Raw genomic sequence first — 26,055 nt, 5'->3', positions numbered from 1 at the left:
GGCACGCACCGCTTGACCCGTCCCCGATCTGGGCAGGGTGGGGCCAGAGCATGCGGCCCCCGCCCCCGCGGGACGGCCGCGGGGGCACGGCTGACGGGGAGTGGCCATGGGGTGGACGGCGGAGGAGTTCGGGGCCTCGCACGAGGGCTGGGCCGGCGCGCTCCTGGAGGACGGGACCGAGCCGGGCCCGGTCCACCTGGATCCGGGCAGCGGGGCCGACTTCCGCCAGACGCGGGAGTGGTGGGCCTACAGCGGCATCCTGAACCGGCCCCGGGCCGCCGCCGCGCGGGCCGCGTGCGCGTGCGGCTGGCGCGGCGCCGCGCACTATCCGATCCACCGCGTGGACGAGGACTCCGCCGGCCCGTACGACCCGGACATCGAGGGGCCCCGCGACGACTGGGAGCGCCACCTCGACGAGGTCGAGGCCCGCACCGTACCGCTGCCCGCCGAGCTGGCCGACCTCCTGGAGCGGGTCGAGGAGCAGCTGAACAACCTCGCCGGACAGGCGCCGGTGGCCGCGCTGAAGGCCGTGGCCGCACTGGAGCGGGTCACCCGCAGCGTGGCCCGTGACGCCGCCTACATCGCCGAGGCCGACGACCTGTCCTGGGAGTCGATCGGCACCGGCCTCGGGATCTCCGAGAAGGAGGCCCGCTCGCGCCTCGGCCACTACACCTACCGGCGCTGACCGGCCGTCAGGGGTGGACGGTGCCGAAGAAGCCGTCCGGGGAGAAGGCCAGCCGGGCGAAGCGCTCGCCGATCCGGCGGTGGGTGGCGGCGTCCGGGTGGAGCGCGTCGGGCAGGGGCAGTTCGGCGGCGTCGGCCTCGCCGTAGAGTGCGCGGCCGTCGAGGTGGTACAGGTGCGGGTCCTCGGCCGCCCGCTGCCGCACGATCCGCGCCAGCTCCTCCCGGATAACGGTGAGGGTCAGCTTCCCGGCGGCGCGCTCGGCGGGGTCTCCCGTGGCGCGGAACCGCAGCTCCCCGGTGCTGAGCGCGGCGGTGTCGAAGCCCGTCGGCCCCGGGGTGTCCTCGTGGATCGGGCACAGGAGCGGCGAGACGACCAGCAGGGGCGTGTCCGGGTGCCCGTCGCGGACCGTGTCCAGGAACCCGTGGACGGCGGGGCCGAAGGCGCGCAGCCGCATCAGGTCGGCGTTGACCACGTTGATGCCGAGCTTGAGGCTGATCAGATCGGCCGGGGCGTCGCGCAGGGCGCGGGCCGTGAACGGGTCGAGCAGCGCGCTGCCGCCCAGCCCCAGGTTGACCAGCTCCACCCCGCCGAGGGAGGCGGCGATCGCCGGCCAGGTCCCGGTCGGGCTCTCGGCGCCCGACCCCTGGCTGATCGAACTGCCGTGGTGCAGCCACACCCGGCGGCCCCGGTCCGGCGCGGGGAGCACGGGGGCGTCCGTGCGCAGGGCGACGAGCTCGGTCGTCTCGTCGTGCGGCAGCCAGATCTCCACGTCCTTCACCCGGCCCGGCAGGCCGGTGAAGCGCAGGGTGGCCGGCCCGCCGGCCCGGCGCTCGGCGGCGCCCGTCACCAGGTCGACGGTGACGGTGTCCCCGCCTTCGGCGGTCGCCCGCCCGGCGGGGCGGCCGTCGACGAGGAGCTCGTAGACCCCGTCGGGGCGGGGCGGGGCACCCGGGTAGACCCGCTTGACGGGCACGGTGTCCAGCTCCACGACGGTGGCCGCGCTGCGGAAGGCCAGCCGGACGCCGGAGGGCTGCGACTCGGCCATGGCCAGCTGCCCGTCGGTGTTCCGGGCGCGGGCCCCGGCGGGCAGCCGGTGCGGCAGCAGCCCGCGGCCGGTGCGCTCGGCGTCGAGGGCCCCGCGCAGGAGGTCCGCGGTGACGGCCCTCGTGAGACGGGGGGTGACGGCCGCCGCGGCGGGCGCGGGGCCGGGCGCGGGGGTGCGGGGCGTCACGTCGTGGCCCGGCCGCGCAGCAGGGTGTCGAGGGCGTCGAGGGTCCATGACCAGCTCTCCTGGGGGTCGGGGGCGCTGTGGCCGAAGGCTCCGGCCAGCTCCAGGCTGACGTAGCCGTGGAAGACGCTGCCCAGGAGGCGGACGGCGTGCGTCTGGTCGGGGCCGGCCAGGTCGTAGCCGCGCAGGACGGCCCGCATCATCTCCGCGTGGCGGGGGCCCGCGCTCTCGGCGGCCTCCTCGGGGGTGAGCCGGAACCGGGAGGCGTCGTAGCGGCCGGGGTGTTCGCGGGCGTAGTCGCGGTACACGTCCGCCAGTGCGGTCAGCGCCTCCTTGCCCGCGCGCCCGGCCAGCGCCGAGGCGGCCCGGTCGGCCAGTTCCTCCAGCGCGAGCTGGGCGATCTTCGCCCGCAGGTCCCGCGAGTTGCGCACGTGCGAGTACAGACTGGCGACCTTCACGTCGAACCGCCGGGCGAGCGCCGAGGCGGTCACCTGCTCGAAGCCGACCTCGTCCGCCAGTTCCGCCCCGGCCCGCACCAGGCGGGCCGTGGTCAGGCCGATGCGCCCCATACGCCCTCCCTCCTCATTCCTTGCCTGAGCCGATTATGCAGTTGCCTAAAACCTTTAGGCAACTTAGCGTGCTGCCCATGAAGCCACTGACCGAGCAAGAGATCCGAGCCGCCTTCGTCAACTGCACCAAGGGTGAGGCCAAGCGCCTGTCCGTCCCGCGCGACCTGGCCGACCGCCCCTGGGAGGACCTCGACTACCTCGGCTGGCGCGACCCGCAGTCCCCGGGCCGCGCCTACCTGGTGACCGAGGCCGACGGCCGTACCCGGGCCCTCGTCCTGCGCCGGCCGGCCCAGGGCGCCGGCCAGATGCGGCGCAGCATGTGCTCGGTGTGCCTGACCCCCCATGACGGCGGGGTGTCCCTGATGGTCGCCCCGAAGGCGGGGAAGGCCGGACAGCAGGGCAACTCGGTCGGGGCCTACCTGTGCGACGACCTCGCCTGCTCCCTGTATGTACGGGGGAAGAAGGAGACGGGTTCGGGCGCGCGGCTCCCCGAGACGCTCACGCAGGAGGAGAAGGTCCGGCGGACCGTGGCGAACCTCGCCGCCTTTGTCGCCAAGGTGACTGCCTAGCCCCGTGGTGGCGGCGCTTCTTCCTGGAGGTAGGCGGCGACGAGGGCGAGGTCGTTGGCGATGGACAGGACCCCGGCGGGGTCGGTGGTGGGCGTCGAAGCCCCGTTCACGCCCGCGGAGAAGAGGTCGAAGCGGCCGCCGCCCCGGTCCAGGTATCCGGCGATGGTGATCGCGCCGACGGCGAGCCGGTCGTTCAGCAGGTCCCCGCCCACCGCCGCCCCGGTCTTCGCGAACACCTTTCCGCGTGCCGGGCAGGCGCGGCAGTTCCCGGCGAGCAGGCCGTCGACGCCCAGGACCGGCAGGGCCTCCCGGAAGCGCCGGGCGTCCGGGCCGCGCTGCCAGTACGCCAGCATCTGGACCAGCGCCCGCGCGGTGGCCCGGTCGGCGGGGTTGCCGCCGCGGCCGTCCATGAGCTCCACCTGCGCACGGTCGACACCCGCCCGGTCCAGGAAGGCGGCCAGGACCGGGAACCCGTCCGCGCACCGCGTGCTCCCGGCGGTGGCGGCCATCAGACAGATCCCCAGGTTCGCGCCCAGGTTGTGGCTGACCTTGAGGATCAGCTTCGCGTACTGCTCGTACGAGGGCGAGGTGTACGCGGCCACCCGCGGGCGCCCCCGGTAGTCGTGTGGCAGCCGGCCGACGGGGTCGGCCCCCGTCGCGCGGGCGCGGACCTCGACCCCGGCCCGGCCGAGCGCCTCGATCAGCGCCGTCCGGCCGAAGGCGGCCGGGTCCGCGATGGGGGAGGTCCGCAGCAGCGGCCGGGCGCCGGCGGCGATGGTGCCGGACAGCCGGATACGGGTGCCCGTCGGATCGGCCGCCACGGTGATCTGCGTCGGCTTCCCCGCCGCCACGGTCTTCACCGTGGACGTCACCCGGTACGGGGCCACCCGCGGCCGCCAGTCCAGCCGGGCGTCGGCGCCCGGCCGGTCGCCGGGGGTGGTCAGCAGGTCGATGAGGTCGTCGTTGACCATCAGCGGCGTCGGCGTGGGGTCGAGAGCAGGGTCGGCGGCGAACAGCCGGCCGTCCACGACCACGTCCCCGTCCACCCGGGTGATGCCGGACGCGCGCACCTGCCGGGCGAGGTCGTCGATCCCGGCGAGGGGGTTCTCGGGGGTGAGGGTCGCGCCGGGGAAGTCGTTGGCATAGGTGTGGTCGAGGTCGGTGTAGGCGACGGTGCCGTCCGGCCGGGTGCGGCCGCCCAGGGTCAGGTCGCCCTGGGCGACGAGGTCGAGGTCGCCGGTCAGCGTGCCCGCGCTGCGCTCGCCGACGGCGTAGACCGGGGTCACGAACCGGTGGTCCGTGCCCAGGGTCCGCCAGGTGCCCGAGACGGAGAACAGCTTCGCGGTGGAACCGGGGATGAAGAACTGCTCCGGGAACATCGCGTACCGCACCGGCCCGCCCCCGGGCCCGGTCTCCAGCAGCCCCCACTGCGCGTGCCGGTACTCGGGTCTCCGCATGATCCCGGCGATCCGCGGGTCCAGCCGTCCGGCGTTCCCCGGCCCGGACGGCGACGCGGACGGCGACGCGGAAGGCGACGGCTCGGGGGCCGCGCCGGCCACCGCCCCCGGCCCGAGCACCACCAGGAGCAGCGCCGCGACCCCGGCCCCCGTACGCCTGCGCAGCGCGGCACAACGGATCGGATGTCCCACGGCACGCTCCGTTCGCCGCGGCTGCCCGGCCGGAAGTCCGGCACCTGCGCCCAGCGTGGCACACCGACCCGCACCCCGCCCGTCACCCGGACGGCTGTCAAGCCCCGAACAGCAGGGGCATGACGCGGGGCCCCGGCGCGGGGCCCAATGGAACACACGAAGGCGGCGCCGCAGCGGGCGCCACCTCCCCGACACCCTCGGACGCGAGGCGTCCGCCCCGCCGGGCCGTGCAGTCGAAGGAGAGTCCCATGAGCCAGATCCACCGCGTCTCCCTCCTCGCCGCCGCCATGGAAGCCGGGGCCGTGCGCGTGGCCCCCGGCGTCTTCGCGGCCTCCCGGATGCCAGGCTCCGGCAACACGGCCGTCCCCTCCGCCCCCCGCCCGCCCAGCACCCCGGCGCCGCGGGCCCCGGAGCCGGACGGGAGGTGGAAGACCCTGGTCCGCAGTGGGAGGGCGGCAGCCGTCATCGTCGTCGCCCTGTGACGGACCCGTCCCGGGTCATGTCGCCCCCGCCTCGGCGCCGGCGCCCGACCGGGCCAGGGCCAGGACCCCGGCGCAGATCAGGGACAGGCCGAGCAGCTGGGGCAGCAGCCACCAGTGGGCGCGCAGGTGCTCCTCGTACAGCAGCACCCCCAGGGCGACGCTGACCCCGGCGTCGCCCAGGGTCAGGGCGGGCTGGGAGGCGACCAGCGGGCCGCCCTGCATGGCGTGTTCGAGCAGCAGGACGGCGCAGACGCCGCTCGCGGCGAAGGCGTACGTCTCCCAGGCCGTCAGGAACGCCCCGACACCGCCCGCGGGCAGCAGGTGCACGGCCGACTTCATCAGGGCGGCGGTGAGCGCGTAGCAGACGGCGGTGGCGGCGCCCAGACAGCCCGCCCGCATCCGGCCCGGCGGCCGGCGCAGCCCCGCCACGGCCGGCACCGCCACCGCCGCCGCGCACGCCGGCAGCGCTACCACCCACCGGTCCGGCGGGACGTGCGTACGGTTTCCCGCGGGCGAGGCCGCCACCAGCACCACCCCGAGCCCGGCCACCACCCCCGCGACGGCGAGCCACACCGCACCCGGCAGCCGGCGGTGCGACACGAGCGAGGCGATCAGCAGCGCGAGCGGCAGCTCCAGCACGAACAGGGGCTGGACGAGCGACAGCGCGCCCGTGGCCAGCGCCGCGGCCTGCCCGGCCCCGGCCGCGATCACCGCCAGGATCCCCCCCAGCCACAGCGGTCGGCGCAGCAGGTCGAGGACCAGCCCGAAACGGAAGCCGTCGCTCTGCGGCACGGTCAGCGAGGCCCGCCGCTGGAGGACCGTCGCGAGCGCGTTGGCGAACGCCGCGAACACCGCGAAGAGGACCGGCACGACGATGCCCATGCCCCGATCCTGACCGCACCGGCGCGGCCCGCCGCCCAGCGCCGCCGCCGTGTCCCCCGTCCGGGCCCACCGGCCGTCCCCGGCCGGCACGCTGACAGCGCCTCATCGGCGGAAGGGCCCTCTCCACTACCCCGGTCCCCCCGAGGGGTCCGGCAACGGCCGTTCCGCCGGCCGCGGCTAGGGTGTTCTCCGATCACTCAGGGGGGAACAGATGGACACGGACATCGGCACGTACTACGTGCGGCAGGGGGCGGGGGGCGCCCGCTCGGCCGCGCAAGAGGCACTGGACAACCTCGGCAAGTCCCTCGACTCCAGCGCCACGGCCGCCGACGGCCACCACGGCTGGGCCTCGGCCGCGGCGCTGAAGCGGTGCGCGACCGCCTGGGAGGACCACATGGTCGACCTGGGCCGGCAGATGAACACCATGGCGGACCACCTGCACACGACGGCCAACGCGTACGACACCACGGACGCACAGGCCCGCGACGCCTTCGCCCGGCTGCAGCACGGCCTCGCCGACTTCGGGAGGCACTGACCCGTGGCCACCTACCACGACCTGCACGACTGCCGGGTGGACCAGTGGCAGAAGGCGGCGGACGACTGGGTGGACCTCGCCCGGCGCTCCTCCTCCGCCGCCGAGGACATCCGCGCGCAGGGCAAGAAGCCGCTGGACGACCACTGGGCGGACGCCACCGGCAAGATCGCCGGCAAGCGGCTGGCGGACCTCGCGGACCGGCTGGAGTCGGGCGGCGACATCATGAAGGGCATCGCGATGGTCCTCGACGCGCTGGCCCACACCATGGGCTACGCCCAGCGCACCCTCACCCACGCCGTCGAACTGGCGGCCGGCTACGGGCTGAGCATCCAGGACGGCCGCGCCGTCGGCGCGTACACGGGCGCGGTTCCCGTGGGACCGAACGTCCCGCAGGACGTGCGCGACGCCTACACCCGGGAGCTCGGCCACATCGCCGAGGTCGACGGGCTGATCCAGGAGGCCCTCCGCGAGGCCTCCCAGGCCGACGCGAAGGCCTCCGCCGCCCTGGAGAAGCTCGCCGGGACCATCAACGTGTCCGACACCTCGCAGGCGCACAACGAGATCCTCGTCGACGCGTCCCACGTCGAGTTCGACATCCTCAGGGCGGACATCCCCGTCGGGAAGGACCCGCACCTCGTCCGCGCCTGGTGGGACGGCCTGACCCCCCAGCAGCGGAAGGACCTCATGCGGGCCGACCCCGTGACCCTCGCCGACCTCACCGGCCTCCCGCCGGAGGTGGGGCGCGAACTCCGGGGCCCGGAGGGGAAGATCGACCGGGTGGAGATGGTGCGGTACGCGCTGGACCACTGGGACAAGAAGGACGACCTGGACTACGGGTCGGTCGGCAACTGCACCAACTTCGTGTCGTCGAGCCTGGAGGCGGGCGGCATGCGCAAGAAGGTCGACCCGTGGGCCGGGCTGATGGGCGACGACACCTGGGGCCGTCAGTCCGGAACCGGCTGGAACTGGCTCGACCAGCACGCCTACCACTCCGACTCGTGGGCGCGGGCCGAGGGACTGCAGAACTTCCTGCTGCGGCACGGCGGGAAGGAGGTGTCCAGGGCGGACGCGCGGCCCGGCGACGTCATCTTCTACGAGCAGGTGGCGCCGGGTACGGAGACGGCCCCGGGCGAGACGCACCATGCCGCCGTCGTCACCTCGGTCACACCCGACGGGGACATCAAGCTGACCCAGCACACGAGCTCGTTCCAGAACGTGAGTCTGGACAGCCGGGAACACATTGCGAACAGGAACGGGGGCGAGCAGCGCATCCGCATCGTCCGCCCGGAACCGGATTGGTACTGATGATGTCCGCCCCCTCTCCTCCCCCCGCCACGGGCGCCGTCACGCCTGGAACCGTCACCCCCGGAACCGTCACGGCCGGGCTGTCGGTGCCGTTCCTGGTGGTGGCCGGTGTCGTCACCTCCCTGAAGACGCAGGGAATCCAGGCCGGTTGGGCCGAACGGCAGCGGGCGGCCTGCCGGCACCTGCCCTTCCCCGTGGCGGAGTACGCCGCCGCGTGGGCCGGACCGGTCCTGGGTGTGACGGCGGTCGTGGTCTGCGTGCTGCTCGCCCGCCGGCTGCGCGGCCGGTACGGCCTGCGGCTGGGGGAGTCCTGGCCGGGGCTGCTCGCCGGCATCACCGTCTGGTTCAGCGTCCTGACCCTTCCGATCGAGCTGATCCAGCTGTACGCCGTGTACGCGGACGCCGCGGCCGGGATCAACCTCGGCGACTGCGGCTCCTGAGGGTCAGGCGGCGGCCAGTGAGGGTGAATCCATCCGGACGCGGCCATTGATTGATCGGCCGTCCGGCAGCGAAGGTGGTCACCGCACCCCGGATCCGGCCATCCGGTCCGGAAGTGCTCCCCCTCGCAACGGTGTCCGAGGCCCCGGCCCCGCCGGGACCCCGGCCCGTCGCGCCCCGTCGGAGAGGAGCGACACGCATGTCCACCACCCCCTCACTGCCCCGCAGGAAGCCCGGTGCCAGCGGACGGACCTTCGACGGGCAGGAGCCCGACCCGGGAACCCCGGACCGGGCCCTGCGCGCCCGTGCCACCGAGGGCTGGAAGCGGTTCATGCGGCGCGGCGACATCGACCTCGGCGAGGAGGCCGAGGAGTGCCTCCCCGCCGCCCCCCGGCCGCCCGCGGCGTGAGGGCGCCCGCGCGCGCGGCCCGGCCGGCGACTCAGCCGAGGACGAACGGGAGCCGCGCGGTGACATCGCCCAGCGCTGCCCCCTCCGCCGCAGTCGGGGCGCGCCGGCCGGTGCCGATCAGCAGGGCGTCGCGGTCGGACAGCGAAGCGGGGAAGGGGACGCCGGCGATCGCCTCCAGGGCCGTACGCGCCGCCGCGAGCGTTTCGGCCGGCGGGGGAGGGGCGGCCGGCAGGTGCGCGACCAGGTCGAGGTGGTGCAGGGTCCATTCGAGGACGTACGCCGTCAGGTAGTCGGCGACGGTCAGCACCTCGTCCCGCGTGGCGACGCGGGCGGCGGGGTCGGCGAGCGCGGCCGCCCGGCCCGCGGCGGAGCCGACGTCGTCGAGGTGGAACGTCAGCCACCGCGGCTCGCCGTACGCCGCCGCCAGGCGGGGGACGAGCGCGTCCAGCGAGTCCTCGCCGGTCGGGGGTTCGACGAGCCGCCAGTAGCCGGCCGCGTCCACGGTCGGTTCGCCCCCGGCGGGCGTGGCCAGGGTGATCAGGACGTCCTGGGCGTCGATCACCAGGTGGCAGACCAGGTCCCGCACCAGCCAGCCGGCGCAGCCGGACGGCCGCTCGAAGTCCTCGGCCGGGAGTCCGGCGACCGCCGCGCGCAGGGCCGCCCAGGCGTGTGAGAAGTGGTCCACGGGGGCACGGTAGCGTCCCGGCGGCGCCGGCGCTCACAGCCTCCGGACGCGCAGCACCGCCGTCAGCATCGGCAGGGTGAACTCTCCCCGGGCGGTCTCCGGGCGGCCGGCGAGGTAGCGGCGGATCCGGCCGAGCGCGGCCTCCCGTTCCCGCTCCGGCATGACGAGCATCCCCGCGCGCGTCGCGAGGGTCGCCACGAGGGAGTCGGCGGTGCGGCGCTGCCCGTGGGCGAACGCGGACCGCTCGGGTGAGCCGAACCGGGCGGGGCCGGTGCGCGGAAGGTGGATGTCCTCCGTGGCCGCCCGCCAGGCGGCGGGAGTGTCGCGCGGGCCGACCGCCGCGCTCCCGGCGGTCCGCGCGAGCCCGGCGACCCACTCGACCCCGTCGTCGAGGACGTTCCACAGCCCGGCCAGGACACCACCGGGGGTGAGGACCCTGGCGATCTCCGGGCCGGCGACGGCCATGTCGAACCAGTGCATGGCGTTGCCCGCCAGCACGGCGTCGACCGAGCCGTCCGGCAGCGGGATCGCCTCGGCGCTGCCGGCGCGGGCGCGGACGTCCGGCAGGCCGCGCCGCAGCTCGGCCAGCATCGCCGGGTCGGGCTCGACCGCGACGACGTCGGCGCCCGAGGCGGCCAGCACGGCGGTCAGCTTGCCGGTTCCGGCCCCCAGGTCGAGGACCCGCCGCCCGGGTGCGGCGTCGAGCGCCCAGTCCACGGCGGCCCGCGCGTAGTCGGGACGGTGCTCGGCGTACGCGCCCGCCGCCGTGCCGAACGACGAGGCGTGCAGGGCCCGTTCGGTGTTCTCCGTATGTGCCATTCGATCAAGGTAGCGGCGCGGCCGGGGGCAGCCCACCCCCGCGACGGACCCGCCCGGACCGCGGACGGACGGATACCCGCTTGCCCGCCGGTGGCGGCCGCCGGTGGAATGGCCGCCATGGAAGACACCAGCACACCCGTCCGGATCGGAGTCCTCGCCCCCCTGACGCCGCCCGGCTGGGCCGAGGCGGGCCGGCACCTGCTCGCCGGGCTCCGGCTCGCCGTAGAGGAGGCCAACGACGCCGGCGGGGTCGCCGGCCGGACGCTCGAACCGGTGGTCAGGGACACCGCCGCCGACCCGCGGCGGGCCGCCGCGGCCGTGGACGAACTGGCGGGGCTGGGCGTGGCCGCCCTGGCGGGCGAGTACCACAGCGTCGTCGCCCGCGCCGCGGCCGCCCGGGCCGAGGCCCTCGGCCTGCCGTTCCTCTGCTCGTCGGCGGTCCTCGACGCGCTCACCGAAGACCCGGCGCGAGGCATCGCGCGCCTCGCCCCGCCCCAGTCCCACGGCTGGCGGACCTACGCGGACTTCCTGCTCGGCGCGGGCCACCGGCGCATCGCCGTCGCAGCCGACCCGAGCGTGTACTGGGAGTCGGGGACCCGCGTCCTGCGCGAGCGCCTCGCCGCGCACGGCGCTACCCTCCTCGAACTCGACATGCGTACGCTCACCCCGGAAGCCGTGTGCGACGCGCTCCACGCCGGCCGCGCGACCGCTGTCCTCCTCCTGGTCGGCCACCCGCACCCGGCGGTGCCGCTCGTCCGGGCCGTCCGCCGTGACCGGCGCCTCGACGGGGTGACCATCGGGGCACCCGCCGGCCAGCCGGAGTTCGCCGAGTGGGCGGCCCTGCTGGGCGGGGACGGCGCGGCGGTCCCGTTCCTGCGCTACCTGCCCGAGCGCCTCGGCCCGCTCGGCGCGCGCGTCGAGCGGACCCTGCGCGAACGGCTCGGCGGGACGCCCTCGTTCGTCGCCTTCGAGGGCTACGACACCGGCGCCGTCCTCGCCGGCGTGCTGCGCGCCCACGGCGCGGACGACCGGGCGCGCACGGCCGGGGCCTGGTCGCAGGTCCGGATCGAGGGCACCCGCGGGGAGATCCGGTTCTCCCGCGTACCGGCCACCGGCGTCTGGCAGTGGGAGGGGGCGCCGGTGCAGGTCGCCGACCGCGACCCGGCGGACCTCCACCGCTTCCGGGTCCTCCACACCGGCGTCCTCCACACCGGCGCCCGGGACACCCCGGCGCGGTGAACTCCCCGCCCGCGGCGGCCCCGGCCGTCCACGGCGTGCCGGGCGGGGGCCCTCAGTCCTCCGGCTGCCGGGTGCGCAGCCGGCCGGACGCCCGCAGCCGGGCGAGCCGGCGGTCCTCCCGGACGGCCCAGCGGCGGACCCGGGCGGGGTCGAGGGGGCTGCCGTGGCCGACGTGCAGCCGGGCCGGGTCCAGGTCGAGCATCCGGTTCAGGCTCGCGAGGTTGCCCACGGGGTCGTCGTGGAAGGGAGGGTTGGCCGGTCTGCCCGGGACGAGCCCCATGAAGGAGTTCGCGACCAGGTCGCCCGCGACGAGGTCGCCCTGCGCGGTGAGGACCGAGACCGAGCCGGCGGTGTGCCCCGGCGTGGGGATGATGCGGGCCGCGATCCCGTGGTCGGACAGGTCGGTCTCGCCGCGGACGAGCACGTCCGGTTCGAACGGTTCGGCCCGGGCGTGCAGTTTCCGGTTGCGGGCCATGAGACGGCCCATCGGGCCGGTGGGCAGGTACGGTTCACGGACCCGCCCGGTGCGGAACGGGCCCAGGTCGGCGACGTGGCCCGCCACCGGGGCACCGGTCAGGCGGCGCAGTTCGGCGGCGGAGCCGAAGTGGTCGATGTGGCCGTGCGTGAGGACGATCAGCGACAGGTCGGCCGGGTCCACCCCGTGCGCGGCGATCGCGTCGCGGATCCGGAGTCCGCTGCCGGGCGTGCCGGCGTCGACCACCACCGGGCGACGGCCCAGCAGCAGGTAGGCGTTGACGGCGTGCCGGCCGAGGACGGGGATCGGGATGATGCGGGTGGTGCGGGACACGGCGGGTCCTCCCTGGTGACGGTCGGGGCTCGGGTGCGGGCGAAGGGGGTGCGGGCGAAGGGGGTGCGGGGGCGCGCTCAGCGGAAGCGGCGGCGGTACGCGGCGGGGGTGGTGCCCAGCCGGTGGCGGAAGGAGCGGTGGAGGCTCTCCACCGAGCCGAGGCCGCTGAGGGCGGCCACCTCCGGCAGGCCGAGCTCGCTGTCCTGGAGCAGCCTGCGGGCGGCCTCCAGCCGGGCGGCCTCGACGTACGCGGCCGGCGTGGTGGCGGTGCGGCGCCGGAAGAGCCGGGAGAAGTGCCGGACGCTGAGGTGGAGCCGGGCGGCCAGCGCCTGCGCGGACAGGTCCTCGGTGAGGTGTTCGCCGATCCACACCCGCAGCGCGTCGATCCGGTCGCCGTCGCCGGCGGCGTCCGCCGCCGCGAGCGGCACGCTGAACTGGCTCTGACCGCCCGGGCGTTTGACGTACATGACCATCATCCGCGCGGTCGCCAGGGCGAGTTCGGGGCCGTGGTCCTCCGCGACCATCGCCAGTGCCATGTCCATCCCGGAGGTGATCCCCGCGCAGGTCCACGTCCGGCCGGCCCGCAGGAAGATCGGATCCGGGTCCACGCGGACGCGCGGGTGGTCGGCCGCCAGCCGGGCGGCGGTGAGCCAGTGGGTCGTGGCGGTGAGCCCGTCCAGCAGGCCCGCGGCGGCCAGCAGGTGGGCGCCCGCGCAGATCGAGCCCACCCGGCCGGCCCGGGGCGCGGCCCCGCGCAGCCACGCGACGACCGCGTCGTCGACCACCGGCTCGGCACCGTCCCCGGCCACCTCGACGGCGCCCGACACCAGCAGGGTGTCCACGGCCGCCGCGTCCACCTCCTCCAGCGCCAGGTCGGCCATCACGCGCAGGCCGCCGGAGGTGGCCACCGGCCCTCCGCCGGCCGTCGCCACCCGCAGCTCGTAGCCGGGCCGGCCGGGGCCGGCGACGCGCGTGGCGACCGAGAACACCTCGGCGGGGCCGGTCACGTCGAGGAGTTCGGCGCCGGGGAACGCGACGATGACGATCCTGTGCGGTGGGAGCATGCGCCGATCATTTCGCCCCCGCGTGATGGCCGCAATGACCAGCTTCTGTCACATCCGGTCATGCGGCCGCCGGGTCGGCCCGCCGCCCGGGTCGGCCCGCCGCCCGGGTCGGCCCACCGTGGGGTGTCAGCCCGCCGCGCGGTCCAGCCATACCGCGCTCTCCAGCAGCAGCGCGTGCACGAACGCCTGGGGCAGGTTGCCGCGCAGCTGCCGGTTGCGGACGTCGTACTCCTCCGCGAACAGCCCGGCCTGGCCCACCGCCGTACGGGTCCGCTCGAACCAGCGCGCCGCCGCCACCGGCCGCCCCTGCGCCAGGCAGGCCGAGGACATCAGGAACCCGCCCAGGAGGAAGGCGCCTTCAGCCTCGCCCAGCGGGCCGTCGCCGTGCCGGAAGCGGTACACGAACCCGTCCACGGCCAGCTCCCGCTCCACCGCCTCCCGCGTCGCCGCCGCGACGGCCCTCGGGCCCGGCCAGTACGGCGAGGCCAGGGGGCGCAGCAGGGCCGCGTCCGGGCCCGGGTCCGAGGCCGAGCGCTGCCAGCGGCCCGAAGGGTGCAGGCAGCGCCGCCGCGTCTCCCGCAGCACCGTCTCCGCGAGCTCGCTCCAGCGGCCCGCCGCCGACCCGCCGATCTCCCGCGCGGCCGCGCGCAGCCCGGTGACCGCGGCCAGCCGCGAGTGGGTCCACCAGGCCGTGTCCAGCTCCCACAGTCCCGCGTCCGGCCGGTCCCAGTACTCCTCCAGGGCCTTCCCGGCGACCATCGCCGCCCGCACCCCGTCGTCGGGCAGCCGGTCCTGGCGGGCGGCCGCCGCCAGGAGTTCCAGCGCCTCCCCGAAGGTGTCGAGCTGGAACTGGCCCCCGGCACGGTTGCCGATCCGGTCCGCCGCACCCGGGTAGCCGCACAGCGGCAGCCGGCGCTCGGGCGGCAGGGGAGAGCCGTCCGTCCGGTACGCGGGCCGCAGCCCGGGGCCGTCCGCGAGCACCCGCTCGGTGACCACGCGCACCGCCGCGTCCGTCAGCGGGTGCGGCCCGTGCACGGCCACCGCCTGGCCCGCGTAGCACTGGTCGCGCAGCCAGGCGTAGCGGTAGTCGTAGTCCCGGTCCGCGTCGGCGTGCTCGGGCAGGGACGTGGTCGCCGCCGCCACCATCGCGCCGGTCCGGGGGCAGGTGAGGCCGGTGAGGACGGCATACGCCTGGCGTACGTCCCGGGCCGCCGTCAGTCCGGAGCAGGCGGGCACGGCCCCGGCCCAGAACTCCTCCGTACGCCGCCACGCGGCCCCCGCGTCGGCCGGCTCGCCGAGCGGCCGGTCGCCGACCTCCAGGACCAGGTCGCGCACCCCGCCCTCCGGCAGCTCGACGACCGCCGTCAACTCCCCGTCCGGGCCGCTCCGCGCCGCGGCCGGTCCCCGCAGCCGTACCCACAGCGGTCCGCGCGCCCCCTCCCACAGCTCCTCGCCGGCCCGGCGCAGCACCGGCGCGGGCGCGCTGCCGTAGTCCCCGCGCACCAAGAGCCGTACGGTCACCCGCGCGACTCCCGTCACGGCCCGGATCCGGCGCAGCAGCACCACCCGGTGCGGCTCGGCCGGGGCGGCCAGGGCCTCCCGGCACTCCACCACGGCGTCCGGCAGCGTCCAGCGGGAGGTCCAGATCAGCGAGCCCTCCGCGTACGCCCCGCCGCACACCTTCCAGGAGGGCTCCGGACGCAAGGTGAACGCGCCCGCACCACCGATCAGTTCCGAGAACACCGCGGGCCCGTCCCAGCCGGGCACGCACAGCCACACCACGTCCCCCTCCGGCCCGGTCAGCGCACCGCGCTCCCCGTCGGCCAGCAGCGTGTAGTCCCGCAGCGGCCGCGGCACGTGCCGCAGCCCCGGGCGGGGTCCCGTACACCGGCGGTCCGTGGGGCTCACCCCCTCTCGCTCGTACGGGCGGCTACCCGGTCGGGACGCGCCCAACCGGGGCCGCGCCCGAGGCCTGTCCGGGCCTCAGGCGACCCGGTACTCCTCCACGGCGCCGCGGCGCAGCGCCAGTCCCAGCCCGGGCGCCCCCGAGGCACCCGGCCGCACGGTGCCCCCGGACGGGTCCAGCAGGCCCTCGCCCTCGAACAGCAGCGGCTCCAGCCGGGCGTGGTCGTGGAACCACTCGATGTGCCGGAAGTCCGGTACGGCGGCCGCAGGATGGGCGTGGACGTGCGGGGCGCAGTGCGCCGACAGCTCCAGGCCCTGCGAGCGCGCGAGCGCGGCGACCCGCAGCCACTCCGTGATCCCGCCGCAGCGGGTGGCGTCGGCCTGCAGGCAGTCCACCGCCCCGGCCGCCGTCATCCGGGCGAAGTACGGCAGGTCGTAGCCGTACTCGCCGGCCGCCACGTCACAGTCCAGACGGTCGCGCAGCAGCCGCAGTCCGGCCAGGTCGTCGGAGGACACCGGCTCCTCGAACCAGCGCACCCCGTACGCGGAGAGCTCGTGCCCCACGCGCAGCGCCTGCCCCCGCGCGTAGGCGCCGTTGGCGTCCACGTACAGCTCGGCGTCGGGGCCGATCACCTCCCGGGCCAGCGCGACCCGCGTCAGATCGCGGCCGACCGCGCGGCCCCGGTCCTGCCCGATCTTGATCTTCACGCGCGGGATGTGCAGACCGTGCACCCAGCTCTCCAGCTGCGCCCGCAGCCGCGTGTCCGGTGCCGTGGTGAACCCGCCGCTCCCGTACACCGGCACCTCCGGGCAGGCCGTTCCGAGCAGGTCCGCCAGCGGCAGCCCCACCAGACGGGCCTTGAGGTCCCACAGGGCGACGTCCACCGCCGAGATCGCGCACGAGGCGATGCCGGGCCGTCCCGCGTTGCGCACCGCCCGGCACATCGACTCGTGCAGCCCCGGCACCCCGAACGCGTCGCGCCCCGTCACCACCTCCGCCAGCAGCTCCCGTACGACCCCGGCGGCCGCGGCCGGGGCGTACGTCCAGCCGACGCCGCGCGCCCCGCCGCCTTCGGCCTCCACGACGACCACGGTCGTGGAGTCCCAGGCCAGGGTGCCGTCCCCCTCCGGCGCGTCGGTGGGCACGGTGTACGCACCGGCCTCGATCCGCCGGACGGGGACGTCCCCGCAGCCCGTCCGCGCACGCATCCGGGTCCTCCTCGCCGTAGACGCCCCGCGCCTACCCCCGCCCGGCGCCCGCAGTCCCCGTCCCGCGCGTGCGTCCGCGCGTGTACGGGCCGGACGACGGGGTAGGCGCGGGGCGGACCAGTGCCAGGCCGTACGGGAGGACCGGCAGGAATGGACGAGGGGCACGCTGCCGCGCGGGCGGAACGCGGTGGGAGAAGGCCCGATCCGGGCCGGGACGAGAGCGCCGAGGAGCGGGCCGACCGGCAGTGGCAGGAGCTGATGCAGGAGATCCGCGTCGCCCAGACGGGCGTGCAGATCCTCTTCGGCTTCCTGCTGACGGTCGCCTTCACCCCGCGCTTCCAGACGCTCTCCGGCATCGACCGGGGCATCTACGTCGCCACGGTGGTGGTCGGCTCCCTCGCCGCGGGCGCGCTCATCGGACCGGTCTCCTTCCACCGCATCGTCTCCGGACGCCGCATCAAACCGGAAGCCGTGATCTGGGCCTCGCGCCTGACCTTCACGGGCATCGTGCTGCTCCTCGCCACCTTCACCTCCGCGCTCCTGCTGGTCCTGCGGGTGGCCGTCCACGGGGTGCTCGTCCCCTGCCTGGTCAGCGCCGTGGCCGCCTGGTACCTGCTCTGCTGGTTCGCGCTGCCCCTGTGGGCCCGGGACCGGCACACCGACGAGCGGTGAGGGCGCCGCGGCCGGGGCATGGCCCCCGCCGTGGCGGGCAGGCGCACGACGTCGGGCCCGCCGGGCCGCCCGGTCCGGCGGGGCCACCACCACAGGGACGACGAGGGCAGGAGCCAGCCATGTCGACCGACGCCATCGTGATGCTCAGGGACGACCACCGGCAGATCAGGAAGCTCATCCGCGCCTACCGCGCCGCGGGCGACGCCGGCCCGGCGTCCCCGGCCGGGACCCGCCACACGGCCGCCGACCCCGCCGCCAAGGCGGAAACGGTCGGCGAACTGCTGCGCCTGCTGAGCGTCCACACCTACATCGAGGACGAGGTCATGTACCCGCGCGTCCGCAGACTGCTGCCGGAAACCGGGGACGAGGTCCTCACCTTCCACGAGGAACACCACGTCGCCGACGTCCTCGCCCGCGAACTGGCGGGCATGGACCCCGGTGACGAGGCGTACGACGCCAAGGCCAGGGTCCTGATGGACGCCGTCGAACGGCACATGGCCGCCGAGGAGGGCACCTGGTTCCCCCAGGTCCGCGGGGCCGTCGGCCGCAAGGAGCTCCAGGGCATCGGCGTGCGCATGGCGGAGGCCCGCGAGCGCGCGCCGGAAGGCCCGCACCGGCCGCTGCTGCGCAAGCTCGCCGACGCCGTGACCTCGGCGCGCTAGACACACCGCCCAGGCCCCACAGCACCTCAAGGAACCGGGAGCCCGAGAGCATGGACATCCGCAGGGAGCACCCCCGCCGCCCCCGCCAGACCGTCGTCGTCACGGGAGCCAGCGCCGGCGTCGGCCGCGCCACCGCCCTCGCGTTCGCCGCGCGCGGCGCCCGGGTGGCGCTGATCGCCCGCGGCCGCGCCGGGCTGGAAGCCGCGGCGAACGAGGTGGCGGAGGCGGGCGGCACCCCGCTCGTACTGCCCGCCGACGTCTCCGACCCCGTGCAGGTCGCGGCGGCGGCCGACCGGGTCGAGGCGGTCTTCGGGCCCGTCGACGTCTGGGTCAACGTGGCCTTCACCACCGTCTTCGCGCCCTTCGTGGAGATCCGCCCCGAGGAGTTCCGGCGGGTCACCGAAGTCACCTACCTCGGCTACGTCCACGGCACGCGGGCCGCGCTGGACCGGATGCTGCCCCGGAACTCGGGAACGATCGTCCAGGTGGGATCCGTCCTCGCCGAACGCGCCATCCCGCTCCAGTCGGCGTACTGCGGCGCCAAGCACGCCGTCCGCGGCTTCACCTCCGCCGTCCGCACCGAGCTGATGCACCAGGGCAGCCGGGTGCGGGTCACGGTGGTCCAGCTGCCCGCCGTCAACACCCCGCAGTTCGCCTGGGGCCTCTCCCGGCTGCCGCGCCGCCCGCAGCCCGTACCGCCGATCTACCAGCCGGAGGTGGCCGCCCGGGCCGTCGTCCACGCGGCCGACCACCCGGGGCGGCGCGTCTACTGCGTCGGCGGCCGGGCCCTGGCCACCATCATCGCCAACCGGCTCGTACCGGGCCTGCTGGACCGCTACCTCGCCCGCACCGGGTTCTCCTCCCAGCAGACCTCTGAACCGGACCGCGGGGAACGCCCGCACAACCTGTGGCGCCCCCTCGACGGCGACGACGGCCGGGACTTCGGAGTGCACGGCAGCTTCGACGACCGCGCCCACGCGCGTTCCCCCGAGGCCTGGGCGGCCCGCCGCCCGCGCCTGCTGTGGACCGGCGCGGCGACGGCGGCGGGCCTCGCGCTGGTGGCCCTGCGCCACCGGGGGACCGGACCCCGCTGAGAGGGCCCCGAATCCCGCAATCCCGCCGCGGCCGTCACGACGGCCGCGGCGGGATCACGACGAGGTGCGCGGGGTGGGGCGGGGCGTCCGCCGACGTGCCCGCCCGGCGCCCGCCGTCCGCTGCCCCCGCCCGCCCCCGCGCCGGGCGTCCGGCGCGGCCCGCTCCGGCTGGCCCTCGGGCGGCGGCCCGTCCAGGGCGAGGGCGAGGGCCTCGGCCAGGTGCAGGGCCCGGCGGCCGGTGCCGGCCTGCTCGATCTGCGTCCGGCAGCTGAAGCCGTCCGCCAGCACGAAGGCGTCGGCGGCGGTGGCGCGCACGGCCGGCAGCACGCCCTGTTCGGCGACGGTCATCGACAGGTCGTAATGCCCCCGCTCGAAACCGAAGTTGCCGGCCAGACCACAGCAGCCCGCGTCCAGCACGTCGGCGTCGATCCCCGCCCGGCGCATCAGCTCGCGGTCCGGCCCGGTGCCCAGCTCGGCGTACTGGTGGCAGTGGGTCTGCACGGTCGCCGCCCGCCCGGCCGGCGGGGCCCGCCACGCCTCGGGGGCGTGGTGGACGAGCTGCTCGGCGAACGTGCGCGTCTGCGCGGCCAGCCGCCGGGCCTCCTCGTCCCCCGCCAGCAGCTCGGTCGCGTCGGACCGCAGCGCGGCCCCACAGGAGGGCTCCAGCGCCACGATCGGCGTCCCCGCCTCCAGCCACGGGCGCAGCGTCCGCGTCGTCCGCTCCAGCACCCGCCTGGCGATGCCCAGCTGCCCGGTGGAGATCCAGGTCAGCCCGCAGCACACCGGAGCCGACGGCACCGTCACACGGAAACCGGCATCCTCCAGGACGCGGACGGCGGCGCCGGCGATGTGCGGATGGAAGTGGTTGGTGAACGTGTCCGGCCACAGCAGCACCGTGCGCGGGTCGTCCGGCCGGGGCTCGGGACGGCGCGAGCGCCGCCAGGCCTCCTGGAAGGTCACCGCCGCGAACGGCGGAGCGGCCCGCCGCGGATCCACGCCCGCCGCGAGCTTCCCCAGCCGGCCCACTACCGGCGCCCGCAGGGCGGCGTTGGCCAGGGCCGGGCTCGTGCGCGCCAGCCGCGCCCACAGCGGCAGCCAGCCCAGGGAGTAGTGCGCGGGCGGCCGCGGCCGCCGGCGGTAGTGCTGGGCGAGGAACTCGGCCTTGTACGTCGCCATGTCCACCCCGACGGGACAGTCGGACTTGCAGCCCTTGCAGGACAGGCACAGGTCGAGCGCGTCGCGCACCTCCGTGGAGCGCCAGCCGTCGGTGACGGGGGAGTCCCCGTGCCCCTCCAGCATCTCGAACAGCAGCCGCGCCCGGCCCCGCGTGGAGTGCTCCTCCTCCAGGGTGGCCCGGTACGAGGGGCACATCACACCGCCCTCGTGGGTCCGGCAGTTGCCGATGCCCACGCACCGCTGCGCGGCCTTGTTGAAGTCGTGCCCGTCCTCGGAGTACGCGAAGTACGTCCGGCGCTGCGGCCGCGGCCGCCAGCCCGGCCCCAGGCGCAGGTCCGAGTCCAGCGGATGGGGGTCGACCACCTTGCCGGGGTTCATCCGGTTCCCCGGGTCGAAGAGCGCCTTGACCTCGCCCATCGCCTCCACCAGCTCCGCGCCGAACATCCGGGGCAGCAGCTCGCCGCGGGCCTGTCCGTCGCCGTGCTCGCCCGACAGCGATCCGCCGTACGAGGACACCAGGTCGGCCGCGTCCTGCAGGAACGACCGGAACGCCTTGACGCCCTGGGCGTCGCGCAGCCCGAAGGGGATCCGGGTGTGCACACAGCCCTGGCCGAAGTGCCCGTACAGGGAGGCCTGCTGGTAGCCGTACCGCCGGTACAGCCGCTCCAGGTCGCGCAGGTAGCCGCCCAGCCGCTCCGGGGCCACGGCCGAGTCCTCCCAGCCCTCCCAGGTCTCCGAGCCGTCGGGCGGCCGGGCCGTCACGCCGAGCCCCGCCTCCCGGGCCTTGAGGAACTCCTGCTCCCGGGGCGGGTCGTCGGAGAACGCCACCGAGGCGTCGTCCTCGTCGCGGCCGATGGCGCGCAGCAGCGCGTGGGCCTGCCCGTCCGCCTCCTCCTTGCTCGCGGCGGTGAACTGGACGAGGAGCCAGGCGTCGCCCTCGGGCAGCAGGTCCAGCGAGTGCAGGTGGACCCCCTCCTCGCGCATCAGCTGCGCCATCCGGCCGTCGACGGCTTCGAGCTGGGCGGGCCGGGCGTGCTCCAGCAGGGCCGGCACGGCGTCCGCGGCGGTGTACACGTCCTCGTAGCCCAGCACCAGCAGGGCCTCCGCCGCCGGGACCTCCACCAGCGCGAGCTCCGCCCGCAGCACCGTCACCAGCGTGCCCTCGCTGCCCACCAGGGCCCGGGCCACGTCGAAGCCGTTCTCCGGCAGCAGCGAGTCCAGGTTGTACCCCGACACCCGCCGGGGGATCTTCGGATAGCCGCGGCGGATCTCGGCGAGGTGGCGGGTGGCGATGTCCTTGAGCCCCCGGTGCAGCCGCGCGCGGGCCCCGCCCCCGGCGACGATCCGCTCGTACTCCTCCGCATCCGTGGGACCCGCCCAGAAGCGGTCCCCGGCGTACGTGAGGACCTCCAGGCGGCGGACGTTGTCGACCGTCTTGCCGTACGCCTGGGCCGACGCCCCGCAGCTGTTGTTGCCGATCATCCCGCCCAGCGTGCAGTGGCTGTGCGTGGCCGGTTTGGGGCCGAACTTCAGCCCGTACGGCTCCAGCTGCCGGTTGAGCTCGTCGAGGGCGATCCCCGGCTCGACGACGCAGCCGCGCGCCGCCGGATCCACCGACACGAGGCGGTTGCAGTACTTGGTCCAGTCGACGACCACGGCCGCGTTGGTGCACTGCCCGCCCAGGCTGGTGCCGCCGCCCCGCGACAGGACCGGCGCCGAGTAGCGGGCGCAGACGGCCACCGCCCGCGCGCCGGCCTCCACCGACCGGGGCACGACCACCCCGAGCGGGACCTGGCGGTAGTTCGAGGCGTCGGTGGCGTACGTGCCGCGGCTGCCGGCGTCGAAGCGGACCTCCCCGTCCACCTCGGCGCGCAGCGCGCGTTCCAGCCCCGCCAGGTCCACCGGGGCGGGTTCCCCCGGCGCGCGCCCCGCCGGCATCAGCCGGCCCCTCCCGGCAGGAAGTCCTGGATCTTCGCCTTCAGGCCCTGGCGCACGACGGACGCGCGGTCGCTGTCCCCGTGCAGCACCGCCGAGGCGGAGTCCTTGATCTGCTCCCAGGTGGCGTGCGGCGGGATCGGCGGCACCGCCGGGTCCGTGCGGAAGTCGATGACGAACGGACGGTCCGCCGCCAGCGCCTGCCGCCAGGCCGCGCCCACGTCCTCCGGCCGCTCCACCCGCACCCCGCCCAGGCCGAACAGCGCGGCCACATCGGCGTAGCGCACGTCCGGGATGGACTGCGAGGCCTCGAACTGCGGGGCGCCCTGCATGGCCCGCATCTCCCAGGTGACCTGGTTGAGGTCCTGGTTGTTCAGCACCGCGACCACCAGCCGCGGGTCCGACCACTCCGGGTAGTACTTCGCGGCCGTGATGAGCTCCGCCATGCCGTTCATCTGCATGGCCCCGTCCCCGACGACCGCGATGCCGGGACGGTCGGGGTGGGCGAACTTGGCGCCGATCAGGTACGGGACCCCCGGGCCCATCGTGGCGAGCGTGCCGGAGAGCGAACCGCGCATGCCGTCGCGCATCCGCAGGTGCCGGGCGTACCAGTTGGCCGCCGAACCGGAGTCCGCCGTCACGATCGCGTTCTCCGGCAGGAGCCCGTCCAGCTCGTGGACCACGTACTCCGGGTTGATCGGGTCGGCGGACACGCCGGCCCGCCGTTCCATGACCTCCCACCAGCGCTCGGTCCCGGCCTCGATGCCGTCGCGCCAGGACCCGTCCCGCCGCGGTTCCAGCAGCGGAAGCAGCCGGCGCAGCGTCTCGGCGGCGTCACCGACCAGGTTGAGCTCGAACGGGTAGCGCAGCCCGACCATCGTCGGCTCGATGTCGATCTGCACCGCGCGGGCCTGCCCGAACTCCGGCAGGAACTGCGTATAGGGGAAGCTGGAGCCGACGACGAGCAGGGTGTCGCAGTCGCGCATCATCTCGTACGAGGGCCGCGTCCCCAGCAGACCGATCGACCCGGTGACGTACGGCAGGGTGTCGGGCAGCGCGTCCTTGCCGAGGAGGGCCTTCGCGACGCCCGCGCCGAGGAGTTCGGCGACCTGCTGGACCTCCGCACGGGCCTGCCGGGCGCCCTGCCCGACGAGGATCGCGGGCCGCTCGCCGGCGTTGAGGATCCGCGCCGCCCGGTGCAGCTCCTCGTCGGCGGGGACGGGGGCGTAGTGCCCCACGCCCAGGCTGGAGGGCACCTGCTTGAACACGTGGGCGGGCGCCTCGTAGTCCAGCTCCTGCACGTCCGCGGGAAGGATCACCGCGGTCACGGTGCGGCGGGTCGCGGCGATGCGCAGGGCCCGGTCCAGGACATTGGGCAGCTGCTCGGGGACGGTGACCATCTGGCAGAACTCGGACGCCACGTCCTTGTAGAGGGACAGCAGGTCCACCTCCTGCTGGTACGAGCCGCCCATCGCGCTGCGGTCGGTCTGCCCGACGATCGCCACCACGGGGACGTGGTCGAGCTTGGCGTCGTACAGACCGTTGAGCAGGTGGATCGCCCCGGGCCCGGACGTCGCCGCGCAGACTCCGGTCCGGCCGGAGAACTTCGCGTAGCCGACGGCCTCGAAGGCGGCCATCTCCTCGTGCCGGGCCTGGATGAACCGGGGTGCTTCCTTCGCCCGCCCCCAGGCGGCGAGGAGCCCGTTGATCCCGTCACCGGGATAGGCGAAGACGTGCTCGACGTCCCACTCCCGCAGGCGCTGCAACACGTAGTCGGCTACCTTCATCGTCCTGGTCCCTCCTGCTCGCTGCCGTTGCGGTGGGCCCCGGCGGACGACGGCCCGCGCGCCGGCCCCTCGGGGGCGCCGGGGAGGCGACCGCCCGCCGGCCCCTGGCTGCGCCTGCCCGGGCCGGTATACCCGAAACGCCGCCGTCCGCAGGCCGGGGGCCGCGCCGTTTGGCCGGCGGGGCGGCGGGAAGATGCGCAGGCCCGACCGGAAGGACCGGCTCCCCACCATGACCACCCCCACCGACCACCGGCCCCGGGCCGCCCTCTTCGACCTGGACGGCACCCTGGTCGACACCAACTACCTGCACGCCCTGACGTGGTGGCAGGCCCTGCACCAGCACGGCCACGACGTTCCGATGGCCCGCATCCACCGCGCCATCGGCATGGGCGGCGACCGGATCCTCGAACACCTGCTGGGCGCCGAGCACGACCACCGCCAGGACCAGGCGCTGCGCGACGCGCACCACGCCCTCTACGCCGCCTGGTTCGACTCCCTGCCCGTCCTGGACCGGGCCGCCGACCTGCTGCGGGCGATCGCCGCGCGGGGGCTGCGCATCGTCCTGGCGAGCTCGGCCTCCGCCGACGAAGTCAAGGCGATCCGCGCGGCGCTCGACGTGGACGAGGTCATCCACGGAGCCACCTCCGCGGACGACGTCGACCGCTCCAAACCCGCCCCCGACCTGGTCCACCGGGCGCTCGCCCTCACCGACGCCGCACCGGAGGAAGCCGTCTTCGTCGGCGACACCGTCTGGGACGTCGAGGCGGCCGCCCGCGCCGGCGTCCCCTGCATCGGCCTCCTCACCGGCGGCATCTCCGAGGCCGAACTCACGGCGGCGGGACCGGTGACCGTCTACCCCGGGCCGCCGGAGCTGCTGCGCTCCCTCGACTCCAGCCCCCTGGCCCCGCGGCCCCGGGGGTGAGCCGGACCCACCCGGGTAGGCGCAGCGCATGACCGAGACCAAGGAATGGTTCCACCCGGGCCGGGTCGTGCCGGCCAGCGGGATCTACACCTGCGACTGCGGCGGCGGCCACCACTGGAGCACCGACGTCAAGGGGCACCGTTTCCCGCCGCTGCCGGCCGGATGCCCCGGCACCGCCTGGACCCTCGACACCGACGCCCACCCCGGCGACTGAACCCCACGACCACCGAACCCTCGCGCCCCCGAGGACCGAGGAGGGCCATGCGGCTGCGCACCAGCCGGCCCGACCGCCCCGGCTACACCCGGGTCCGGCACGGCCGGGGATTCCGCTACCTCGACGCGACGGGCCGGCCCCTCACCGACGCGGCGGAGCGCGCCCGGATCCGCGCGCTCGTGATCCCGCCCGCCTGGCGCGACGTCTGGATCTGCCCCTGGCCCGGCGGCCACATCCAGGCCATGGGCACGGACGAGGCGGGCCGCCGGCAGTACCTCTACCACGAGCGGTTCCGCGAACGCCAGGAAGCCGCCAAGCACGCGCACGTCCTCGACGTCGCGACCCGGCTGCCCGGGCTGCGCGAGGCCGTCGCCCGGGACCTCGGCGCCCGCGGACTCGCCCGCGACCGGGTCCTGGCCTGTACCGCCCGCCTCCTCGACCTGGGCTTCTTCCGCGTCGGCGGGGCGGGCTACCGCAGGGACCACGGCGCGTACGGACTGACCACGCTGCTGCCCGAACACGCCCGGTGCCGCCGCGGCGAGGTCTGCTTCAGCTACCCGGGCAAGTCCGGACAGGACCAGACGCGCGCCCTGGTCGACCCGGCCGCCTACGAGGTGGTCCGCGCGCTCCTGCGCCGCCGCGGCGGCGAACAGCAGCTGTTCGTCTACTGGGAGGGCGGGCGCTGGCACGACGTCCACGCCGGCGACGTCAACGACTACCTCCGCGGCCGCTCCGGAACCGCCGTCACCGCCAAGGACTTCCGCACCTGGCACGCCACCGTCCTCGCCGCCGTCGCCCTCGCGGTCTCCGTCGAGGCCGCCGGCGACTCCAGGGCCCGGCGCGCCAAGGCGATCAGCCGGGCGGTGCGCGAGGTCAGCGCCTACCTGGGCAACACCCCCGCCGTCTGCCGGGCCTCGTACATCAACCCCCGCCTCTTCGAACTCTACGAGGAGGGGGTCACGGTCGCCCCGGCCCTCGGCCGGCTCGGCAAGGACGTCACGTTCGGCCACCCGGCCACCCACGGCGCGGTGGAGGCCGCAGTACTGCGCCTCCTGACGGGCCAGGACCCCGCGGGCTGACGCAGGACCCCGCGGGCTGAGGCGCGCCCGGACC

26 protein-coding genes are annotated in these 26,055 nt (G+C 75.8%); 14 read left to right on the top strand and 12 right to left on the bottom strand.

Translation table 11 applies throughout. The features are described 5' to 3' along the window. Positions 1–106: 106 nt before the first annotated feature. Positions 107–685, top strand: a complete 579-nt coding sequence (locus ACZ5NJ_RS20825) for a hypothetical protein (protein WP_468766541.1) — start codon at positions 107–109, stop codon at positions 683–685. A 7-nt stretch (positions 686–692) separates the two neighbouring features. Here ACZ5NJ_RS20825 and ACZ5NJ_RS20820 read toward each other — a convergent pair whose 3' ends face one another. Both ACZ5NJ_RS20820 and ACZ5NJ_RS20815 read right to left on the bottom strand, forming a co-directional pair. Next, positions 693–1,916: a GDSL-type esterase/lipase family protein gene (locus tag ACZ5NJ_RS20820; protein WP_468766540.1), complete on the bottom strand. Its 1,224-nt coding sequence runs from the start codon at positions 1,914–1,916 to the stop codon at positions 693–695. After that, positions 1,913–2,482 (bottom strand): TetR/AcrR family transcriptional regulator, encoded by a 570-nt coding sequence (locus ACZ5NJ_RS20815; protein WP_468766538.1) that lies wholly within the window; start codon positions 2,480–2,482, stop codon positions 1,913–1,915. The genes ACZ5NJ_RS20820 and ACZ5NJ_RS20815 overlap by 4 nt, the downstream gene beginning before the upstream one ends. Before the next feature lie 77 nt (positions 2,483–2,559). Here ACZ5NJ_RS20815 and ACZ5NJ_RS20810 point away from each other — a divergent pair, with 77 nt between their 5' ends. Then, positions 2,560–3,051, top strand: coding sequence for an FBP domain-containing protein (locus ACZ5NJ_RS20810; protein WP_468766537.1), 492 nt, complete (start codon positions 2,560–2,562; stop codon positions 3,049–3,051). Here the strand turns inward: ACZ5NJ_RS20810 and ACZ5NJ_RS20805 are convergent. After that, on the bottom strand, positions 3,048–4,700 hold the full coding sequence (locus tag ACZ5NJ_RS20805; RefSeq protein WP_468766536.1) for a D-alanyl-D-alanine carboxypeptidase/D-alanyl-D-alanine-endopeptidase: 1,653 nt from the start codon (positions 4,698–4,700) through the stop codon (positions 3,048–3,050). The two genes, ACZ5NJ_RS20810 and ACZ5NJ_RS20805, sit on opposite strands and share 4 nt — an antisense overlap. Positions 4,701–4,948: 248 nt before the next feature. Here ACZ5NJ_RS20805 and ACZ5NJ_RS20800 point away from each other — a divergent pair, with 248 nt between their 5' ends. Then, positions 4,949–5,182, top strand: a complete 234-nt coding sequence (locus ACZ5NJ_RS20800) for a hypothetical protein (protein WP_468766535.1) — start codon at positions 4,949–4,951, stop codon at positions 5,180–5,182. 15 nt (positions 5,183–5,197) lie between these two features. Here ACZ5NJ_RS20800 and ACZ5NJ_RS20795 read toward each other — a convergent pair whose 3' ends face one another. Next, on the bottom strand, positions 5,198–6,064 hold the full coding sequence (locus ACZ5NJ_RS20795) for a DMT family transporter (RefSeq protein WP_468766534.1): 867 nt from the start codon (positions 6,062–6,064) through the stop codon (positions 5,198–5,200). 211 nt (positions 6,065–6,275) lie between these two features. Here ACZ5NJ_RS20795 and ACZ5NJ_RS20790 point away from each other — a divergent pair, with 211 nt between their 5' ends. The 4 genes from ACZ5NJ_RS20790 to ACZ5NJ_RS20775 all read left to right on the top strand — a co-directional run bounded on the left by ACZ5NJ_RS20790 (position 6,276) and on the right by ACZ5NJ_RS20775 (position 8,751). Next, complete coding sequence (locus ACZ5NJ_RS20790; RefSeq protein ID WP_468766533.1) at positions 6,276–6,599, top strand: hypothetical protein; 324 nt, start codon at positions 6,276–6,278, stop codon at positions 6,597–6,599. A gap of 3 nt (positions 6,600–6,602) precedes the next feature. Continuing rightward, entirely contained in the window at positions 6,603–7,904 is a 1,302-nt protein-coding gene (locus tag ACZ5NJ_RS20785; RefSeq protein ID WP_468766532.1) for an amidase domain-containing protein, read from the top strand. Further along, entirely contained in the window at positions 7,904–8,344 is a 441-nt protein-coding gene (locus ACZ5NJ_RS20780; RefSeq protein ID WP_468766531.1) for a hypothetical protein, read from the top strand. The genes ACZ5NJ_RS20785 and ACZ5NJ_RS20780 overlap by 1 nt, the downstream gene beginning before the upstream one ends. Positions 8,345–8,541: 197 nt before the next feature. Next, on the top strand, positions 8,542–8,751 hold the full coding sequence (locus ACZ5NJ_RS20775) for a hypothetical protein (RefSeq protein WP_468766530.1): 210 nt from the start codon (positions 8,542–8,544) through the stop codon (positions 8,749–8,751). Between the two features lie 31 nt (positions 8,752–8,782). On the opposite strand, the gene ACZ5NJ_RS20770 is transcribed toward ACZ5NJ_RS20775, so the two are convergent. Next, complete coding sequence (locus ACZ5NJ_RS20770) at positions 8,783–9,436, bottom strand: maleylpyruvate isomerase N-terminal domain-containing protein (protein WP_468766529.1); 654 nt, start codon at positions 9,434–9,436, stop codon at positions 8,783–8,785. Positions 9,437–9,469: 33 nt separating this feature from the next. Then, on the bottom strand, positions 9,470–10,255 hold the full coding sequence (locus tag ACZ5NJ_RS20765) for a class I SAM-dependent methyltransferase (RefSeq protein WP_468766527.1): 786 nt from the start codon (positions 10,253–10,255) through the stop codon (positions 9,470–9,472). A 108-nt stretch (positions 10,256–10,363) separates the two neighbouring features. Between ACZ5NJ_RS20765 and ACZ5NJ_RS20760 the strand changes: the two genes are divergently transcribed. Next, entirely contained in the window at positions 10,364–11,494 is a 1,131-nt protein-coding gene (locus tag ACZ5NJ_RS20760) for an ABC transporter substrate-binding protein (protein ID WP_468766526.1), read from the top strand. 52 nt (positions 11,495–11,546) lie between these two features. Here the strand turns inward: ACZ5NJ_RS20760 and ACZ5NJ_RS20755 are convergent, their stop codons facing one another. The 4 genes from ACZ5NJ_RS20755 to ACZ5NJ_RS20740 form a co-directional block, all read right to left on the bottom strand. Then, positions 11,547–12,302 (bottom strand): MBL fold metallo-hydrolase, encoded by a 756-nt coding sequence (locus ACZ5NJ_RS20755; RefSeq protein ID WP_468766524.1) that lies wholly within the window; start codon positions 12,300–12,302, stop codon positions 11,547–11,549. Between the two features lie 77 nt (positions 12,303–12,379). After that, positions 12,380–13,366 carry a GlxA family transcriptional regulator gene (locus ACZ5NJ_RS20750; protein ID WP_468766523.1) on the bottom strand — a complete coding sequence of 329 codons (987 nt, stop codon included), beginning with the start codon at positions 13,364–13,366 and terminating at the stop codon, positions 12,380–12,382. 126 nt (positions 13,367–13,492) lie between these two features. Next, entirely contained in the window at positions 13,493–15,274 is a 1,782-nt protein-coding gene (locus ACZ5NJ_RS20745; protein WP_468766522.1) for a glycoside hydrolase family 15 protein, read from the bottom strand. 75 nt (positions 15,275–15,349) lie between these two features. Then, positions 15,350–16,480 (bottom strand): enolase C-terminal domain-like protein, encoded by a 1,131-nt coding sequence (locus tag ACZ5NJ_RS20740; protein ID WP_468766521.1) that lies wholly within the window; start codon positions 16,478–16,480, stop codon positions 15,350–15,352. 150 nt (positions 16,481–16,630) lie between these two features. On the opposite strand from ACZ5NJ_RS20740, the gene ACZ5NJ_RS20735 reads away from it, so the two are divergent. From ACZ5NJ_RS20735 to ACZ5NJ_RS20725, 3 genes are all read left to right on the top strand, one after another. After that, a complete protein-coding gene (locus ACZ5NJ_RS20735; RefSeq protein WP_468766520.1) occupies positions 16,631–17,152 on the top strand; it encodes a DUF6328 family protein in 522 nt (173 codons plus the stop codon). A gap of 119 nt (positions 17,153–17,271) precedes the next feature. Beyond that, positions 17,272–17,814, top strand: a complete 543-nt coding sequence (locus tag ACZ5NJ_RS20730; RefSeq protein WP_468766519.1) for a hemerythrin domain-containing protein — start codon at positions 17,272–17,274, stop codon at positions 17,812–17,814. A 50-nt stretch (positions 17,815–17,864) separates the two neighbouring features. Continuing rightward, the gene (locus tag ACZ5NJ_RS20725) at positions 17,865–18,908 is read left to right on the top strand and encodes an SDR family oxidoreductase (RefSeq protein WP_468766518.1); all 1,044 of its coding nucleotides are present in this window, start codon (positions 17,865–17,867) and stop codon (positions 18,906–18,908) included. A gap of 54 nt (positions 18,909–18,962) precedes the next feature. Here ACZ5NJ_RS20725 and ACZ5NJ_RS20720 read toward each other — a convergent pair whose 3' ends face one another. After that, entirely contained in the window at positions 18,963–22,022 is a 3,060-nt protein-coding gene (locus ACZ5NJ_RS20720) for an FAD-binding and (Fe-S)-binding domain-containing protein (RefSeq protein ID WP_468766517.1), read from the bottom strand. Then, positions 22,022–23,806 carry a thiamine pyrophosphate-requiring protein gene (locus ACZ5NJ_RS20715; protein ID WP_468766516.1) on the bottom strand — a complete coding sequence of 595 codons (1,785 nt, stop codon included), beginning with the start codon at positions 23,804–23,806 and terminating at the stop codon, positions 22,022–22,024. The genes ACZ5NJ_RS20720 and ACZ5NJ_RS20715 overlap by 1 nt, the downstream gene beginning before the upstream one ends. 229 nt (positions 23,807–24,035) lie before the next feature. Between ACZ5NJ_RS20715 and ACZ5NJ_RS20710 the strand changes: the two genes are divergently transcribed. From ACZ5NJ_RS20710 to ACZ5NJ_RS20700, 3 genes are read left to right on the top strand one after another with little or no spacing between them, the layout of a single operon-like run. Continuing rightward, complete coding sequence (locus ACZ5NJ_RS20710; RefSeq protein WP_468766515.1) at positions 24,036–24,728, top strand: HAD family hydrolase; 693 nt, start codon at positions 24,036–24,038, stop codon at positions 24,726–24,728. Positions 24,729–24,756: 28 nt separating this feature from the next. Continuing rightward, a complete protein-coding gene (locus ACZ5NJ_RS20705; protein WP_468766514.1) occupies positions 24,757–24,942 on the top strand; it encodes a hypothetical protein in 186 nt (61 codons plus the stop codon). A 47-nt stretch (positions 24,943–24,989) separates the two neighbouring features. Then, on the top strand, positions 24,990–26,021 hold the full coding sequence (locus ACZ5NJ_RS20700) for a DNA topoisomerase IB (protein WP_468766513.1): 1,032 nt from the start codon (positions 24,990–24,992) through the stop codon (positions 26,019–26,021). Positions 26,022–26,055: the final 34 nt, after the last annotated feature.

The organism is Streptomyces sp. NPDC032091, from assembly GCF_055580265.1.
The sequence above is the reverse complement of the archived record's forward strand: the minus strand, read 5'-3'. Positions and strand labels throughout refer to the sequence as shown.